At 72.2% G+C, this 15,547-nt stretch carries 15 protein-coding genes; 10 read left to right on the top strand and 5 right to left on the bottom strand.

The features are described 5' to 3' along the window. Positions 1-12: 12 nt before the first annotated feature. The 4 genes from ACZ3I3_RS20840 to ACZ3I3_RS20825 all read left to right on the top strand — a co-directional run bounded on the left by ACZ3I3_RS20840 (position 13) and on the right by ACZ3I3_RS20825 (position 5,509). A complete protein-coding gene (locus ACZ3I3_RS20840) occupies positions 13-480 on the top strand; it encodes a DUF4383 domain-containing protein (protein WP_467367101.1) in 468 nt (155 codons plus the stop codon). Positions 481-506: 26 nt separating this feature from the next. Beyond that, positions 507-974 (top strand): MSMEG_6728 family protein, encoded by a 468-nt coding sequence (locus ACZ3I3_RS20835; protein WP_467367099.1) that lies wholly within the window; start codon positions 507-509, stop codon positions 972-974. A 162-nt stretch (positions 975-1,136) separates the two neighbouring features. After that, positions 1,137-3,884 (top strand): hypothetical protein, encoded by a 2,748-nt coding sequence (locus ACZ3I3_RS20830; RefSeq protein ID WP_467367097.1) that lies wholly within the window; start codon positions 1,137-1,139, stop codon positions 3,882-3,884. Between the two features lie 5 nt (positions 3,885-3,889). Then, positions 3,890-5,509, top strand: coding sequence for an ABC transporter substrate-binding protein (locus ACZ3I3_RS20825; RefSeq protein WP_467367095.1), 1,620 nt, complete (start codon positions 3,890-3,892; stop codon positions 5,507-5,509). Positions 5,510-5,553: 44 nt separating this feature from the next. Here the strand turns inward: ACZ3I3_RS20825 and ACZ3I3_RS20820 are convergent, their stop codons facing one another. Beyond that, positions 5,554-6,147 carry a TetR/AcrR family transcriptional regulator gene (locus ACZ3I3_RS20820; protein ID WP_467367093.1) on the bottom strand — a complete coding sequence of 198 codons (594 nt, stop codon included), beginning with the start codon at positions 6,145-6,147 and terminating at the stop codon, positions 5,554-5,556. Positions 6,148-6,230: 83 nt separating this feature from the next. On the opposite strand from ACZ3I3_RS20820, the gene ACZ3I3_RS20815 reads away from it, so the two are divergent. From ACZ3I3_RS20815 to ACZ3I3_RS20805, 3 genes are all read left to right on the top strand, one after another. Then, the gene (locus tag ACZ3I3_RS20815; protein WP_467367091.1) at positions 6,231-6,653 is read left to right on the top strand and encodes a DUF1707 SHOCT-like domain-containing protein; all 423 of its coding nucleotides are present in this window, start codon (positions 6,231-6,233) and stop codon (positions 6,651-6,653) included. A gap of 92 nt (positions 6,654-6,745) precedes the next feature. After that, a complete protein-coding gene (locus ACZ3I3_RS20810) occupies positions 6,746-7,081 on the top strand; it encodes an ArsR/SmtB family transcription factor (protein ID WP_274817472.1) in 336 nt (111 codons plus the stop codon). Continuing rightward, positions 7,081-7,812, top strand: coding sequence for a cation efflux transmembrane domain-containing protein (locus tag ACZ3I3_RS20805; RefSeq protein WP_467367088.1), 732 nt, complete (start codon positions 7,081-7,083; stop codon positions 7,810-7,812). The genes ACZ3I3_RS20810 and ACZ3I3_RS20805 overlap by 1 nt, the downstream gene beginning before the upstream one ends. A gap of 47 nt (positions 7,813-7,859) precedes the next feature. Here the strand turns inward: ACZ3I3_RS20805 and ACZ3I3_RS20800 are convergent, their stop codons facing one another. Then, positions 7,860-8,336 (bottom strand): ArsI/CadI family heavy metal resistance metalloenzyme, encoded by a 477-nt coding sequence (locus ACZ3I3_RS20800; RefSeq protein ID WP_467367086.1) that lies wholly within the window; start codon positions 8,334-8,336, stop codon positions 7,860-7,862. Positions 8,337-8,364: 28 nt separating this feature from the next. Continuing rightward, a complete protein-coding gene (locus tag ACZ3I3_RS20795) occupies positions 8,365-9,765 on the bottom strand; it encodes an NAD(P)-binding domain-containing protein (protein ID WP_467367313.1) in 1,401 nt (466 codons plus the stop codon). A 141-nt stretch (positions 9,766-9,906) separates the two neighbouring features. Between ACZ3I3_RS20795 and ACZ3I3_RS20790 the strand changes: the two genes are divergently transcribed. After that, positions 9,907-10,302 (top strand): ArsR/SmtB family transcription factor, encoded by a 396-nt coding sequence (locus tag ACZ3I3_RS20790; RefSeq protein WP_467367084.1) that lies wholly within the window; start codon positions 9,907-9,909, stop codon positions 10,300-10,302. 22 nt (positions 10,303-10,324) lie between these two features. Here the strand turns inward: ACZ3I3_RS20790 and arsB are convergent, their stop codons facing one another. Beyond that, the gene (gene arsB, locus ACZ3I3_RS20785) at positions 10,325-11,413 is read right to left on the bottom strand and encodes an ACR3 family arsenite efflux transporter (protein ID WP_467367083.1); all 1,089 of its coding nucleotides are present in this window, start codon (positions 11,411-11,413) and stop codon (positions 10,325-10,327) included. Then, a complete protein-coding gene (locus ACZ3I3_RS20780) occupies positions 11,410-11,718 on the bottom strand; it encodes an ArsR/SmtB family transcription factor (RefSeq protein WP_436728179.1) in 309 nt (102 codons plus the stop codon). Before ACZ3I3_RS20780 ends, arsB begins: the two co-directional genes overlap by 4 nt. A gap of 46 nt (positions 11,719-11,764) precedes the next feature. Here ACZ3I3_RS20780 and ACZ3I3_RS20775 point away from each other — a divergent pair, with 46 nt between their 5' ends. Together ACZ3I3_RS20775 and ACZ3I3_RS20770 are read left to right on the top strand one after the other, a co-directional pair. Continuing rightward, positions 11,765-12,196, top strand: coding sequence for an arsenate reductase ArsC (locus ACZ3I3_RS20775; protein ID WP_467367080.1), 432 nt, complete (start codon positions 11,765-11,767; stop codon positions 12,194-12,196). Between the two features lie 432 nt (positions 12,197-12,628). After that, on the top strand, positions 12,629-15,544 hold the full coding sequence (locus tag ACZ3I3_RS20770; protein ID WP_467367079.1) for an ATP-binding protein: 2,916 nt from the start codon (positions 12,629-12,631) through the stop codon (positions 15,542-15,544). Positions 15,545-15,547: the final 3 nt, after the last annotated feature.

The raw sequence follows: 15,547 nt of genomic DNA, 5'->3' as shown, positions 1-15,547 counted from the left end.
GATCCACCGGCCATGACCACACACCCTTCCCACCGGGCCGCCGCGGCGCCCGTGCAGCGGGCCGCCCAGCTGGTGGGCTTCGTCTTCCTCCTGGTCGGCGTGCTGGGGTTCATCCCCGGCGTCACCACCGACTACGGCTCGATGGAGATCGCCTCCCACGAGTCGGGCGCCGAACTGCTGGGCCTGTTCCAGGTCTCGGTCCTGCACAACCTCGTGCACCTGATCTACGGCCTGGTCGGCCTGGCCCTCGCCGGCACGGCCGCCGGAGCGTACTCGTACCTGCTGGTCGGCGGTGCGGTCTACCTGGTGCTGTGGGTCTACGGCCTGTCCGTCGGCCATGACAGCGACGCCAACTTCGTCCCGCTCAACGAGGCGGACGACTGGCTGCACTTCGCCCTGGGCATCGTGATGATCGCCCTGGCTCTGGCCCTGGGCCGCCGCCGCCCGGCCCGCACCTCCCGCACCGGCGCGGACCGGTAGGCGTCCCGGCATCCTGGACGGACGTCGTGCAGACCTTCCTCCCCCACCCGGGGTTCCGGGAGTCGGCCCTGGTCCTGGACCGCCGCCGGCTCGGCAAACAGCGCGTCGAGGCCTTGCAGGTGCTGCGCGGCCTGGTCGTACCGGGGTACGGCTGGCGCCACCACCCGGCGGTCCGGATGTGGGCCGGATACGAGGAGGCGCTCGTCCGCTACGGCCTGGAGATCTGCCGCGTCTGGCGCGAACAGGGCCACCAGGACAGCTGCGCGGCCACCCTGGTCGCCGACCTCGGGGAGATCCGCCCGCACGCCCCGGTCCGCGACCAGCACGTCCTGGCGGCCCAGGGCGAACTGCCCCCATGGCTGGGTGACACCCCCTTCCACCACAGCCACCGCTCGGCCCTCGTCCGCAAGGACCCCGCCACCTACGCCGACCTCTTCCCCGGCGTCCCGGACGACCTGCCGTACGTGTGGCCGGCGTCGGACCGGGCGGCGTAGAACCGGTCGGCGTAGGTCGGCGGCCGTGTAGGCATTACAGCCAACTTCCTTCCGTGCCGCCCCCGTTGTCCGATCAGACGTTGCGTGTTCCACTGGATCTTTTCTGGCACATCGGTCACCGGTCACCCGCTCCCGGGCGGGCAGGCACTCCGTGGGGGGTCCGTGTGTGAAGAACTGGGGTTCGAGAAACTCCTCGGCGAGGAGGGCTTCTTCGCGCGGCTGCTGGGGCGGGCGCCCTCGGGAGCCGGCCGGGACCTGCTGTACGGCCCCGACCTGCCCGTCGTCCTGCTCACCGGCGGCCCGGGCATGGGAAAGGGCCGGCTGCTGCGCGCCGTACGGGACCGTTTCGCCACCAAGGTGCCGGTGATCCACCTGGACTGCGCCTCCCCGGTGTACGCGGACCGCGCGGACCCGGAGCCCGGCGCCCGCTCGGCCGCGACCGAGGCCCTGGTCGAGGTGGCCCGGCGGTTGTGCACCTGGCAGGGGACCGGCGGCTCGTTCGCCTTCCCGCGTCTCTTCACGGGCCTGGCCATGATCGCGACCGGCGTCGCGGAGGGCACGCCCGAGGCGGTCGCGACGGAGGCCGAACGCTACGAGGCCCTGGCCCAGAAGCAACGCCTGCGGGGGCTGAGCGTCGGCGACTTCTGGCGCGGTGTCCTGCGTGGCACCATCCGCAACCTCCTGACCACCCTCGGGCAGGCGCTCGACCCGTACTCGGCGGCCGTGAGCAACGCCCTCCTGGACGCGCTGTTCGAGGGGCTCGCGCCCCGGGGCAGGGCGGAACTGGGGCGGATCTACGGCGCGTATCCCGGCGCCGCCGGGCAGCCCAGGATCGGGCTGCGCATCCTCGCCGCCGACTTCCGGGCCGGCGGCGAGGCACGTGAGGTCGCGGAAAGCTTTCTTTTCCGGGCCCTGCGCGAGGACCTGGAAGCGGCGTACGCCTCCCCCGCGGGCTGGCTGCGCCGGGTCGGCCGCCCGGGCCTGCTGCTGGACCACGCCGAGTCGGCCCTGGGAGAGCGGCTGCTGCGCGCCGTGCTCACGGACCGCCGGGGTGGACAGCGCGACCGCGTGGTCATCGTCGGCACGGCACGCCGGCCGGACGGCGGCGCCTTCCTGCACGGCGGCCTGCCGCCCGAGGAGTCGACGCCCCCGGCGGAGTACCGCCCCGCCGACGGCGCCCCGCCCGCCTGGTCCCGCCGCACGGACGAGGGCGCGGACCGGGCACCCCTGGCCGACGGCGTGCTCCTGCTGCGGATGCCGCTGCTCACCGGCGACCAGCTGCGCCGGGAGACCGTACGAAGACAGCAGCGCGCCGAGCCGGAGGGCGGCACGAACCGCCGCCGTATCGACGCCGCCGTGGCCCGGTTGAGCGGCGGCCGGCCGCACACCGTGATCCGCCTGGCCGAAGCCGCCGCCGCCTTCCGCATGCCGGCGGACGCCAACGACCGGGACATCCTGGACGCCCCGTTACGGCTCCCCGGCGACGACACCCTCGAACGCCCCGTCGCGGACGTCCTCCTGCGGGAACTGATCCTCGACCAGTTACCCGTACGGCTCCCGACCGAGCACCACGACCACTGGCTCGACCTCCTCACCCACCTCTCGGTGGCGCACGACCCGGAGTGCGCGGACGTCCTGCTCCGCCACCACCAGCAGGGCCACGTCCACCACCTGACCGCGCATCACGTCGCCCGGCTCCTCACCGACACGGGCTGGCCCAGCTGCGAACGCCACTTCATAGGCGACTTCGGCCTCCGCCAACTGCTGGTGCACCGGCTGTACGGATTACGCCCCGGCGGGGCCGCCTGGTACGCCGACCATCACCTGCTGCGCGACCACTATGCGCGGCGTGCGGTGGGGGAGACGGGGGGTTGGGGGAGCGCGGCTTCGGGTGGTGGGTCACCAGGTGGTGGGGTGCCGGGTGGTGGGCCGCCGGGTGGTGGGGCGCTGGGTGATGGGTCGCCGAGTGGCGGGTCGCCCGGTGGCGGGGTGCTCGGCGGTGCGGCCTCGCGCGGTGGGGTGCCGGACGGAGGGGCCGTGCCCGGTGGGGTGCCGGACGGAGGCGGCTTGCGAGGCGGAGAGCCGGGCGGCAGGGCCGTGCGCGGCGGAGCGCCGGACGGCGATTCCTCGCGCCACGGGGCGCCGGACGGCGGGGCGTTGCGCGGTGGGTCGCCGGACGGTGGAGGCCTGCGAGGCGGAGAGCCGAGCGGTGGAGCCTTGCCAGGCGGAGAGCCGGGCGGCGCGGCCGTGCGCGGCGCGGATCCGGACGGCGGGGCGTTGCGCGGCGGCGTGCCGGACGGCGAGGCCTCGCCCCAGGGGGCGCCGGGCGAGGGGACGCCGGGCACGGGAGGCCGGCGCGCCGGAGCCTCACCCGGCACGGCGTGGGGGACCAGCGGAGCGTGGGGCGGCGGCGCGGCCCGGCCCGGCAACGGGCCCTGGGGAAGCGGAGCCCCCGGCGGCGGTGCCTTCCGCTCGCTCACCGCCCACCGCATGAACCACCACCTGGTCTCCGGCGGGGTGGACGACGTCGTCAGCCACCTCGCCGCCACCCTCCCCGGCCGCCCCCGCGAGTGGTGCGCGGAGCTCCTGGAGATCGCCCAGGCGCCGTACCCGGGCGGGGCGGACGCCCGGCGGGAACGCGCCCAGGGCCTGGTGCCCGTGGACGGCCCCCCGCTGCGCCGCACCGTCGACCAGCTGCTGCACGCGGTCTGGCTGTGCGAGGAGCGGACCAGGCCGACCGGCAAGGAGACCGCCCGCACCCTCGCCAAGCTGCTGGACCTGCTGTCGATCATGGACTTCGAGGGCGCGGGTCTGCTCAGCAGGACGGCGACGGACTGGAGCGGACTCGCGGAGAACGAACAGCCCCTGTTGCGCTGCACCTGCACCGAACAGCTCCGGAGAAGGAGATAACGGGCATGCCCAGATGGCGGAAGATCCTCTTCTCACTCCTGGGCGCGGCGGCGCTCGCGGCCGGCCTGGTGCTCGTCTACCTGCTCGTCACCAGGCCGGACACCTGCGCGGACGGCGTGGAGCGGATCGACGGCGAGTGCATCGGCGTCAACGGCGAGGGCTACGACTTCGGCACCCCCGAGATCACCGACGTGGCCCGGGCCATCGCACGCGAGAACCGGAGGATCGAGAAGCAGCCGTACGTCACGGTCGCGATGATGCTGCCACTCCAGTCAGACCGGGAGGCCCTGCGCCGGCAGATGCGCAGTGACCTCCAGGGCGCCTACCTGGGCCAGCGCCAGGCCAACGCGGGCGAGGGCGAACCCCCGAAGATCCGCCTGGTGCTGGCCAACCCCGGACAGGACTACGGCCGTCAGGCCAAGGTCGTCGACACCCTGCTGCGGATGGCCGCCTCGCCCGAGGACCGGCTGCGCGCGGTCACCGGCTTCAACCTGAGCCTCGACGCCACCGAGGCGGCCGTCGCCCGGCTGACGGAGAACAAGATCCCGGTGCTCGCCGCCCGGATCAGCGGAGACCGGATCGCCAACGAGGACCGGCCGGACGGGATGGCGAAGCTCCGCTTCCCGGGTCTGGCCCGCATCCTCCCCACCAACCACGACGCGGCCCAGGCCCTGGCCAACTTCAACGGCGAACGCGGCCGGCAGAACCTCAGGACGGTCCTGGTCTACGACAAACGCCCGGACGGCTACAACGAGTCGCTGGCGAAGGCCTTCAGCAGGATCGAGGAGAAGGGCCCGGCCGGCCCCGCCGCGATGTCGTTCGAGTCCCCGTCGATCGACGAGGCGGGCTCGACCGGCAACCAGTTCACCCAGACGGCCAACAACATCTGCGACTCCCGGGCCGACACGGTCTACTTCGCGGGCCGCACCCTCCACCTGCGCATCTTCGCGCTGAAGCTCGCCGAGGTGGGCTGCAAGGACCGCCACTACACCATCGTCAGCGGCTCGGACGCGGCCTCGCTGCGGCAGGACATGACGGAGCGGGACTGGGCCAGACTCCGCGGCGACGACGGCAGGCCGAAGGTGACGGTGCAGTACGCGGCCCCCGCCCACCCCGACGCCTGGACGACGGAACTGACGGCCTGGACGAAGAAGTACAGGGCGACCCACGACCGCGAGCCGGCCGACCGGGACCTCCCTCAGTACCTGACCGAACCGAAGGCGGCCCTGGACGCCCTCAGGCAGCAGATCAGCGCGACCGAGAACGAGGGGATCAAGCTGGGCTCCACTCCCAACTTGGAGGACTCCCGGACGATGCTCGTCCACGACGGACTCATCACCATCGGCAAGGCCCTCCACCAGGCCCAGAGGAACGACCCGGAGTCGGTCCCCACCCGCGAGGACGTGGGCCGTCAGTGGCCCCTTCTGCAGTCCCGCCACCGCGTCCCGGGCACCAGCGGCCTGATCTGCCTCACCACGGGCGGCAACGCCTACGACAAACCGGCCGCGATCGTCGAACTGGACCCGGGCCGAAGGGGCCGCGGCACCCTGAAGTTCGTCGGCCTGGGCTGGCCGACGGGCAAGCCGCAACCGCAGAACTGCGTCATCCCCAGCAGCACTTCGTGAGGCCCTGAGGCCCTGAGGATCTGAGGACCTGAGGACCTGAGGGCTCAGCGGTCCGCCGGACCGGCCGCCCGTTCCGGAAGCAAGGCGTCCAGGGCCCGGTCCAGGACGGTGAGCAGGTGCTCGCGCTCCTGCGGGGTGTAGAGCATGCGCAGGGCCAGCCCGTCGGACACCGCGATCACGGCATCGGCGAGGACGGCCGCCCCGCCCCCGTGCCCGGCGCTCTCCAACCAGGCGGCCAGTGCTTGACGGATGTCCTGGTCGACCTGCTGCCGGATCGCGGCGAGGCGGGGGTGGTGCGCCGCGTACACGGCGAACGCGAGTTGCGTCGTGGCCTCGGCCCGCCGCTCCACGTCCACGGGAAGCGTGGTCAGGATCAGCTCCCGCAGCGCGCGCCGCAACGGCAGCGAGGTGTCCACCCCGGCCATCCGGCGCCCCACCCGTTCGCCGACCAGCTCGGCCGCGAAGGCGAGCATCTCGTCCTTGGTGCGGAAGTACTTCTGCACGGCTCCGGCGGAGCGGCCGGACGCGGCGGCCACGGTGCGCACGCTGACCTCGTCCAGGCCACGGTCGGAGACCAACTGGAGCAGGGCGGCACCGATCTGACGCCGCTGTTCCTCCCGGTCGACGGTCTTGGGCATCGTCACGCTCCCCTTTTAAGATACAGTCGTATTCTAAAGCGCCGTCAGGTCGGGTGCCCCACGGTGCCCGAGAGAGGACAATGATGGACGACCGACACGAGCCCGCCCCGCCCGCGCTGCGGGTCTCGGACAGTGACAGGGACAAGGCGCTCGCCGTGCTGGCCGCGGCGCTGGCCGAGGGCCGGCTCGATCCACCGGAGCATGAGGCCCGCGCCCAACGCGCCCTCCAGGCCCGTACGACCGCCGAACTGGCCGCCGTGACAACCGACTTGCCCGCCCTCGCGCCCACCCGCGCCGACCGGAACCGCAAGGACCTCCACGACTGGCTGACCGAATGGCGCTACTGGCTGGGCGGAGCGGTGATCCTCTCCGCCATCTGGGCCGCCCGGTGCGCCCAGCGGGGAGAACTGACCCACTACTGGCCGATCACGCCGTTGGCGGTGTGGGCGGCGGTCCTGATCGCCCTCGCCATCTGGCCACGCGGGTCGGACGGCACCGAAGACTGACCCGGCCGCGAGCCGACGGACCGGCTGTCACGGACTCCGCCGGTCGATAGTCCAAGGTTTCCTGAATTCAGGAATTAATGTACTGTCGCGCTGTGCTGACTGTTGCCCCCGACATCGAAGTGCTGGCCCGGTTCGGCCGCGCGCTCGCCGATCCGATCCGTTGCCGCATCCTGCTCGCGCTGCGCGAGGCCCCGGCCTATCCCGCCGATCTCGCCGACACACTCGGCATCTCGCGCACCCGACTCTCCAACCACCTCGCGTGCCTGCGCGACTGCGGACTGGTCGTCACCGTGCCCGACGGCCGCCGCACCCGCTACGAACTGGCCGACGAGCGCCTCGGGCACGCGCTGGACGACCTGCGCGCGGCCGTGGTGGCCGTCGAGACCGACCGCACCTGTGCGGAGGCCGACGACAAGGGATGCTGCTGATGACGGCGATATCCCTCGCCCCCTCACCGGCCCGCCGAGAGGAACTCGCCCGGCGCATCCGGCTGCTGGTCACGGTGACGATCGCCTACAACGTCATCGAGGCGATCGTCGCCATCACCGCCGGCACCCTCGCCTCCTCCACCGCCCTGATCGGCTTCGGCCTGGATTCGGTCATTGAGGTCTCCTCCGCCGCCGCGGTGGCCTGGCAGTTCTCCGCCCGTGAGCACGCCGTGCGCGAGGCGCGGGAGAAGACGACCCTGCGGATCATCGCGGTGTCCTTCTTCACGCTCGCCGCCTACGTCGCCGTCGACGCCGTACGCGCGCTGACCGGGGCGGGTGCGGGGGAGGCGGAGCGTTCCGTTCCCGGCATCGTGCTTGCCGCCCTCTCCCTCGCGGTCATGCCGTTCCTGTCGGCGGCCCAACGCCGCGCGGGCCGTGAACTCGGCTCGGCCAGCGCGGTCGCCGACTCCCAGCAGACGCTGCTGTGCACGTACCTCTCGGCCGTGCTCCTGGCCGGCCTGGTCCTCAACGCCACCCTGGGCTGGTCATGGGCCGACCCCATCGCCGCCCTCGTCATCGCGGCCATCGCCGTCAAGGAGGGCCGCGACGCCTGGCAGGGCAAGGGCTGCTGCGCCCCCTCGGCCGGGCCGGCCCCGGTCGCCGGCGCTGACACGGACGCGGACGCGAACGGAGCGTGCGACTGCCGCCCGGGTTGCGCCTGCTGCGCCTGACCCCGCCCCGGTCACGGAGCGCGGTGCCGAGGTCGGTCATCGCCGGATCAGCAGCAGCCGCCCGCGGCGGCCGGTGCGGCCGGTTCCCCGGCACCGGTTCCGGCCGGGGCCGGGTCGGCGCAGCAGGTACTGCCCCGCTGCTTGGCCAGGGAGTCGGCGTCGGCCTTGACGACGTACACCTCCCAGGGCTCCCCGCCGGGGCCGCGGACCCAGACCTTGTCCTGGACGGCGTAGCAACAGGTCGTGTCGTTCTCCACGTCGGTGGTCAGGCCCGCCTCGCCCAGACGTGCGGTGGCGGCGTGCACCGCCTCGGCCGTCCCGACCTCGACGCCGAGGTGGTCCAGGCGGGTCGCCTCATCTGCGGTGCCTTCGATGAGAACGAGCTTCAGCGGGGGCTCGGCGATGGCGAAGTTGGCGTAGCCGTCGCGGAGTTTGGCGGGTTCGGTGCCGAAGAGCTTGGTGTAGAAGGCCACGGACTCGGCGAGGTCGGGGACACGGAGGGCGAGCTGGACACGGGACGTCATGGCGAACCTCCTGGAGGGACAGGGGAGTTCAGCAGCCGCCGGAAGGGGTGGCCGGGGCGGCGGTGCCGATCTGCAGGGTGGACGGGGCGGCGCAGCAGCCTCCGCCCTCGGTGGCGGCCGTGTCGGGCTCGTCGAACAGCCCGGCCCCGCCGCACACACCCGTCTCGGGCAGGGTCAGTTCGACCCGCTCGGCGGCCTCACGGTCACCGGCGAGCGCGGCGGTGACGGAGCGGACCTGCTCGTAGCCGGTCATCGCGAGGAACGTGGGGGCGCGGCCGTAGGACTTCATGCCGACCAGGTAGACGTCCTGTTCCGGGTGGGAGAGCTCGTTCACGCCGTGCGGGTAGACGGTGCCGCAGGAGTGGACGTTGGGGTCGATGAGCGGGGCCAGGGCGGTGGGCGCCTGGAGACGGTCGTCCAGGCCCAGGCGGAGCTCGGAGAGGAAGGACAGGTCCGGGCGGAGACCGGTCAGGACGATCACCTCGTCGACCGGATCCAGGCGGCGCCCGTCCTCGGCGACCAGGACCAGCCGGTCCCCGTCCCGCTCGACGGCGTGCGTACGGAACCCGGTGACCGCGCTCGCGTGGCCTTCCTCCACCGCGGCCTTGGCGCGCAGGCCGAGGGCGCCCCGAGCGGGCAGCTCGTCGGCTTCCCCGCCGCCGAACGTAGAGCCGGTGATACCGCGGCGCAGGACCCACACCGCGTGGGTGCCCGGCTCCTCCTGCGCCAGGTCGGCGAGGGCGGCGAGCGCGGTGAAGGCGGAGGCTCCGGAGCCGACGACGGCGGTGCGCCTGCCCGCGTACCGGGCGCGGACGGCCGGGTCGCCCAGGTCGGGGACGCGGTAGGAGACGTGGCCGGCGGCGGCCCTCTCGCCGAGGGCGGGCAGCCCGTCGGCGCCCAGCGGGCCGGGCGTGGACCAGGTGCCCGAGGCGTCGACGACCGCGCGGGCGCTGATCCGTTCCTCACGGCCGTCGGCCGACAGGACATGCACCGCGAAGGGCTGCTCGTCGCGGCCGGAGTCGACGACGCGGTCGCGTCCGGCGCGGGCGACGCCGGTGACGGTGGCGCCGTAGCGGACCTTGTCGCCGAGGACGTCGGCGAGGGGCTGGAGGTAGTGCGCGGCCCAGTCTCCGCCGGTGGGGTACGTGGAGCCGTCGGGTCGGGTCCAGCCGGTCGGCGCGAGGAGCTTCTCCGCGGCCGGGTCGATGACCTCCGACCAGGTCGAGAACAGCCGCACGTGCGCCCACTCGCGCACGGCCGTGCCGGCCGACGGCCCGGCTTCCAGGACCAGCGGTTCGATGTCCCGCCCGATGAGGTGGGCGGCGGCAGCAAGGCCGACCGGCCCGGCTCCGATGACCACGACGGGCAGCTGACTCGTCGGCAGCTGACCAGTGGGCAGCTGACCAGTGGGCACGCTGTCGCTCGACACGGACACGAGATTCCCCTTTGATTCGACATCTGTCGATGGCTTGTGTTGCCAGCGTCCCACCTGCTTCGACAGCCGTCAACATAGACATTCATCGAATCCACCCCCTGGCCCCATTGATTCGACGCATGTCAACATAGACACATGCCGAATACGCGAGTGCTACCGCTGCTGGACGCCGAGGTCTCCGAGGTCGCCAAGGCCCCCGAGGCCGTGGCGCCGTGCTGCCCGCCCCTCACCGAACGTCCCTTCACCGCGGAGGAGGCGGAAACAGCCGCGCGGATGTTCAAGGCCCTGGGGGACCCGGTGCGGCTGCGGCTGTTCTCGGCGGTGGCCTCGCACGAGGGCGGCGAGGCGTGCGTGTGCGACATCTCCGACGTCGGCGTCTCGCAGCCGACCGTCTCGCACCACCTGAAGAAGCTGAAGGAGGCCGGCCTGCTGACCTCCGAGCGGCGCGGAACCTGGGTCTACTACCGCGTCGAGCCGTCCGTGCTGTCCGCGATGGGCAAGCTGCTGACCATTCCGCAGGCCGCAGCCTGAACCCACCGACGGAAACGCGATCTCAGGCGGAGCCGTTGGCGCTGAATTTCCGCCGCCAGGCCAGCGACACGTACACGAGCGCCACCAGGACCGGCACCTCGATCAGCGGCCCGACCACGCCCGACAGCGCCTGACCGGAGGTCACGCCGAAGGTGGCGATGGCGACCGCGATGGCCAGCTCGAAGTTGTTGCCGGCCGCAGTGAAGGCGAGGGTCGCGGTGCGGTCGTAGGCGAGGCCGATGGCCTTGCCGAGGGCGAAGGTGCCGAACCACATCACCGCGAAGTACACCAGCAGCGGCAGCGCGATGCGGACCACGTCGAGCGGCTGCGAGGTGATCGTCTTCCCCTGGAGGGCGAAGAGGATGACGATCGTGAAGAGCAGCCCGTACAGCGCCCACGGCCCGATCGCGGGGAGGAAGCCGCTCTCGTACCTCTCCCGGCCGAGCCTGCGCTCACCGACGCGACGGGTGAGGAAGCCGGCCAGCAGCGGGACGCCGAGGAAGATGACGACGTTCAGGGCGATCTTCCCCATGGAGATGTCCAGCTGCTCCCCGTCGCCCAGGCCCAGCCAGCCGGGCAGCAGATCGAGGTAGAGCCACCCCAGCAGGCCGAACGCCACCACCTGAAAGACCGAATTCAGCGCGACGAGCACGGCAGCGGCCTCGCGGTCACCGCAAGCGAGGTCGTTCCAGATGATGACCATCGCGATGCAGCGGGCCAGCCCGACGATGATCAGGCCGGTGCGGTACTCGGGCAGGTCCGGCAGGAACATCCAGGCCAGCGCGAACATCACCGCCGGCCCGACGAGCCAGTTGATGACGAGGGAAGAGACCATGAGCCTCTTGTCGCCGGTGACGGCGTCGAGCTTGTCGTAACGGACCTTGGCCAGGACCGGGTACATCATGATCAGCAGGCCGATGGCGATCGGCAGGGAGATGCCGCCGATCTCGACCTTGGCCAGAGCGTCGCCGAGGCCGGGGACGGCACGCCCCAGCCCCAGGCCGACGGCCATCGCGGCGAGGATCCACACGGCGAGAAAACGGTCGAGCGTCGACAGCTTCGCGACGACCGAGGACTCCTCGACGGTCGCGGCTGCTTCGGTGCGGGTCACGGGCAGGCCCTCTTCTTGCCGGCGGCGGTGCGTGCGGACTCGGCCAGGTCGGCGAACTGCCCGGCCAGCCGGGCGATGACGTCCGGGCGCAGCTTGTAGTACATGTACCGCCCGCACGGCTCCGTCTCGACGACCCCGGCCTCGCGCAGCACTCTCAGATGGTTGGACAAGTTGGTCTGCCGAGCACCGGTCTCCTCCACCAGGTGGGTGGTGCACAGCGTCTCTTCCGCGAGCAAGGTCACGATCCGCAGCCTGAGCGGATCGGCCAGGACCCGGATCAGATCAGTTTCGGCTGATGTCAGCATGGGCTGATACTTTCACACCAGTGAACCGCTGACGAAGGAAGAACCGATGTCCTCCAGCCCGCTCGCCTCCGTACTGTTCGTCTGCGTCCACAACGCCGGGCGTTCGCAGATGGCCGCCGGCTTCCTCCACCACCTCGCGGGCGACCGGATCGAGGTCCGCTCCGCCGGCTCCGTCCCAGGCGACAGGGTCAACCCCGCCGCGGTCGAGGCCATGCGGGAGATCGGCATCGACATCGCCACCGCCAAGCCGAAGATCCTCACGACCGAGGCCGTCCAGGCGTCCGACTACGTCATCACCATGGGCTGCGGCGACGCCTGCCCGGTCTTCCCCGGCAAGAAATACCTGGACTGGGCCCTGGAGGACCCGGCGGGCAAGGGCGTCGAGGCCGTCCGCCCCATCCGCGACGAGATCAGAACGCGCATCGAGGCGCTGATCACCGAGATCGACGCCGGGCCCGTGTCCCGTACCGGCACCTGAGACCCCACACGCCGAAGGGCCCCACCGCGAACGGTGGGGCCCTTCGACATCGTGCCCGGTGAGTCTGCCTCGGGGAGGCGCGCTTGCGGTTACGAGAAGGGGGAGCATCAGTGCCCGAACGCGCCCGAGCGCGCTGCGTACCTGCGCATGCTCCTGCACTGCCCCGGGTGCCCGGACTGCCGGGCCGTGGACGCCAACGGCGAGGCCATCGGTACTTGCGAGACCGCCGCCCGGCTCTACGTTCTGGTGTCCCGCCTGCTCCACAAGCTCCGCAGGGAGGCGGTCCAGCACATGGTTTCGTACGGTGAGAAGGAGATGGTGGGCGGCGGGAACAGCTGTCCGGAGACCGAGAGAGAGCCATCGCCATCGTGAAGCCGTCCGGCCGCACATGCGCGTGCGCTACGGAAGCGGGCCTTCGCCCGGTGGGCTCTGGTGCCTGACGGGCCGGGTCGGACCGGCGCCGAGCAACGACTGCTCGAGCGTGAGGGCGAGCTGCGGTGTCTCGGCGCGGCGCTCGTAAGGGCGAAGGCCGGCAAAGGCGCGGTCGTGGCGCTGGAGGGCTCGGCGGGGATCGGCAAGACCCGGCTGCTACGAGCCGCGATGGAGCTTGCGGCGGAGAGCGGCGTGGCCGTGGTCAGCGCTCGCGGCGGGCAGATGGAGACCGAGTTCGCCTTCGGCGTCGCCAGACAGTTGTTCGAGCCGGTCTTGACCGGCGCGGAGAACGGCGAGCGTGAGCTGTTGCTCGAAGGAGCTGCCGCTCCCTCAGCGTGGCTGCTCGGTGGCGGCCGCGCCGATCGTCTCGGCGAACCGGTCGGCGGCAGCGACGACCGCAGCTTCGCCACGCTGCACGGGCTCTATGGGTTGACCGCGAAGCTGGCGGCGCGAACGCCGCTGATGGTGGTGGTCGACGACGCGCACTGGGCCGATGTGCCGTCGCTGCGGTTCCTGGGCTATCTGGCTCGGCGCGTGCACGGGCTGCCGGTGCTGCTGACCCTGGCAGTGCGCCCGGAGGACCCCGGCGCCCACGGCCTGCTGCTCACGGAGCTGGTGGCGGGCTCGGAGGTCGACGTCGTCCGACTGGGCCCGTTCACGATCGAAGCGGTACGAACCCTGCTACTGGACGCATTCGAAGCAGTGCCCCTCGAGCCGGGGTTCGTCCGTGGTTGCTGGACGATGACGGGGGGCAACCCGTTCCTGGTCAGGCAGCTGATCGGCGCCCTGCGTGCCCGGGGTGCGCAGCCGACCTCGGCAGCAGTCGAGCAGGTTGGCGAGATGGGCGTGGAAACAGTGGCGCGGTGGATCAACCTGCGTCTGGCGGGCCTGCCGCCGTCGGCTACGGCGCTGGCTGCGGCCGCGGCGGTGTTGGGTGACGGAGCCGATGTAGTGCTGGCCGCCCGCCTGGCAGGACTCGATCCACCAAGCTGCGACGAGGCCGTGGACGGACTTGTCTCGATGAGTATCCTGCGCGTCGCCAATGGGCTGGGATTCGCCCACCCACTCGTACGCTGGGCGATCTATGCCGGGCTTCCCCCGCGTCGGCGGGCGCGAGTGCACCGGGACGCCGCCCGGCTGCTGTGGCACGCGGGGGTCGCGGTCGAGCACGTGGCGTCGCACCTGCTGGCAGCCGCCCCGGCCGGCGACGGGGAGGTCGCCGACATCCTGCTCGACGCAGCTCGCTCCGCGACCCAAAAGGGCGCACCCGACCTCGCGGTCCGCTACCTCAAGCGAGCCCTCGCGGAGTCGGCACCCGACGCGCCCAGGTCCGGGCTGCTGCGCGAGCTCGGTGCCGCCGAGCAGAACGCAGGCCAGTTCGAAGCGGCCGCAGAAGACCTGCGGCGTGCACTGAAGTGCACCGACGACATGGCGGCGAAGATCGAGATTGCGTTCCGCCTGCGCACGGCACTGGTGTGGTCGGATCGCGCGCAGGAGGTCGCACCCGCTCTGGACGGCCTCATCGCCGAGGCCACCGAGCGGGACTCCGAGGGCGCGCTGCTCTTGGAAGCAGCCGTGGCCGGGGCCTTGCAGGTGGACCTCTCGACGCCGCGCGAGCTACGCGGCCGCGTCCGGCAGGTCGTCGGGCCCGCCTTCGCCGGCGAACCCGTCCCTCCCCACATCTCCAGCTTGGCGGCGGTCGAGGCACTCTTCGCCAACGAACCGGCCACTCGTGTTCTCCGTCTGGCCGAGGAGGCGGTCCGCGGCTGGTACCAGGCGCCCGAGTTCGCACGTGGACCGATAAAGGCCCAGCTCTTCGTGGCGCTGATCCTGGCCGAGAGCCACTCGCTCGCCCGGCGGCTGCTTGACGACGAGGTGGCGGATGCACGCCGCCACGGGTCGGCCGCGCAGTTCCTGAACGCGGCTGTGCTCCGCTCGACGCTCTTCCACCGCGTGGGCATGCTGGCCGAAGCCGAGGCTGATGCCCGCGCCGCGTTGGAGGCGGCGCACCTCCATCCGGGGACCGGGCCGTCCGGCAGCCGGCCGCCGGCTCATTCCCTGCATGCTCCGATGGCGGTCGCCGTGCTGGTCGACACCATGATCGAACGCGGGGAGATCAGGGACGCCGAGCGGCTGCTGACCGAGACCGGGTTGGCCGACGCCGACAGTCCTCTGCTGCTCTTTTCCTTCCTGATCGGCGCGCGCGCCCGGCTGCGGGAGGCCCAGGGCCGGACGGCGGAGACGATCAATGAGCTCCTGGCCCTGGGCGCCCGGACGGAGGGCGCGGTCCTGACACCCGCACTCGTGCCGTGGCGATCGCGGGCGGCACTCGCGCTGGCAGGCACGGACACCGATGCGGCGCGTCGGCTGGCTCGTGAAGAGCTCGAGCTTGCACAGGCCTTCGGGGCGCCGGGAACGTTCGGGGTGGCCTTGCGCGCGGCCGCGCTGACGGGGGCCCCGGACGAGAGGGTGGACCTCCTGCGGGAATCGGTGGCGGTGCTCGAGGACTCGTCGGCGCGCCTTGAGCGGGCACGCTCCCTCGTCGAGCTGGGTGCTTCGTTGCGTCGCCGGGGCCGACGCTCCGAGGCGCGCACCGCGCTGGAGCGCGGAATGGACGGCGCATGGTCCTGTGGGGCGACCGCGCTGGCACAGCGGGCGAGCGAGGAGCTACGAGCCGGCGGTGCGCGACCTCGTCGGCTGGCGCTCACCGGTGTCGACGCACTCACCGGCGCCGAGCGCGGCGTCGCCGGCCTCGCCGCCCAGGGCCTCACCAACCGGCAGATCGCGGAAGCCCTCGTCATCAGCCTGCCCACCGTGGAGACCCACCTGCGCCACGTCTTCCAAAAGCTCGGCATCACCTCGCGCAAGCAGCTCGCAGAGCATCTCGACGGCTCGCACGAGCCCGCGTTCCCGTAGGCG

Source organism: Streptomyces sp. NPDC016851, assembly GCF_055562795.1.
This window is presented reverse-complemented; position numbering and strand designations above follow the sequence as displayed.

What these genes read in the sequence shown, in the direction of transcription:
- ACZ3I3_RS20840 (WP_467367101.1), top strand. Translation starts at nt 13, where the DNA reads ATGACCACACACCCTTCCCACCGGGCCGCCGCGGCGCCCGTGCAGCGG.
- ACZ3I3_RS20825 (WP_467367095.1), top strand. Translation starts at nt 3,890, where the DNA reads ATGCCCAGATGGCGGAAGATCCTCTTCTCACTCCTGGGCGCGGCGGCG.
- ACZ3I3_RS20820 (WP_467367093.1), bottom strand. Translation starts at nt 6,147, where the DNA reads ATGCCCAAGACCGTCGACCGGGAGGAACAGCGGCGTCAGATCGGTGCC.
- ACZ3I3_RS20815 (WP_467367091.1), top strand. Translation starts at nt 6,231, where the DNA reads ATGGACGACCGACACGAGCCCGCCCCGCCCGCGCTGCGGGTCTCGGAC.
- ACZ3I3_RS20805 (WP_467367088.1), top strand. Translation starts at nt 7,081, where the DNA reads ATGACGGCGATATCCCTCGCCCCCTCACCGGCCCGCCGAGAGGAACTC.
- ACZ3I3_RS20800 (WP_467367086.1), bottom strand. Translation starts at nt 8,336, where the DNA reads ATGACGTCCCGTGTCCAGCTCGCCCTCCGTGTCCCCGACCTCGCCGAG.
- ACZ3I3_RS20790 (WP_467367084.1), top strand. Translation starts at nt 9,907, where the DNA reads ATGCCGAATACGCGAGTGCTACCGCTGCTGGACGCCGAGGTCTCCGAG.
- ACZ3I3_RS20780 (WP_436728179.1), bottom strand. Translation starts at nt 11,718, where the DNA reads ATGCTGACATCAGCCGAAACTGATCTGATCCGGGTCCTGGCCGATCCG.
- ACZ3I3_RS20775 (WP_467367080.1), top strand. Translation starts at nt 11,765, where the DNA reads ATGTCCTCCAGCCCGCTCGCCTCCGTACTGTTCGTCTGCGTCCACAAC.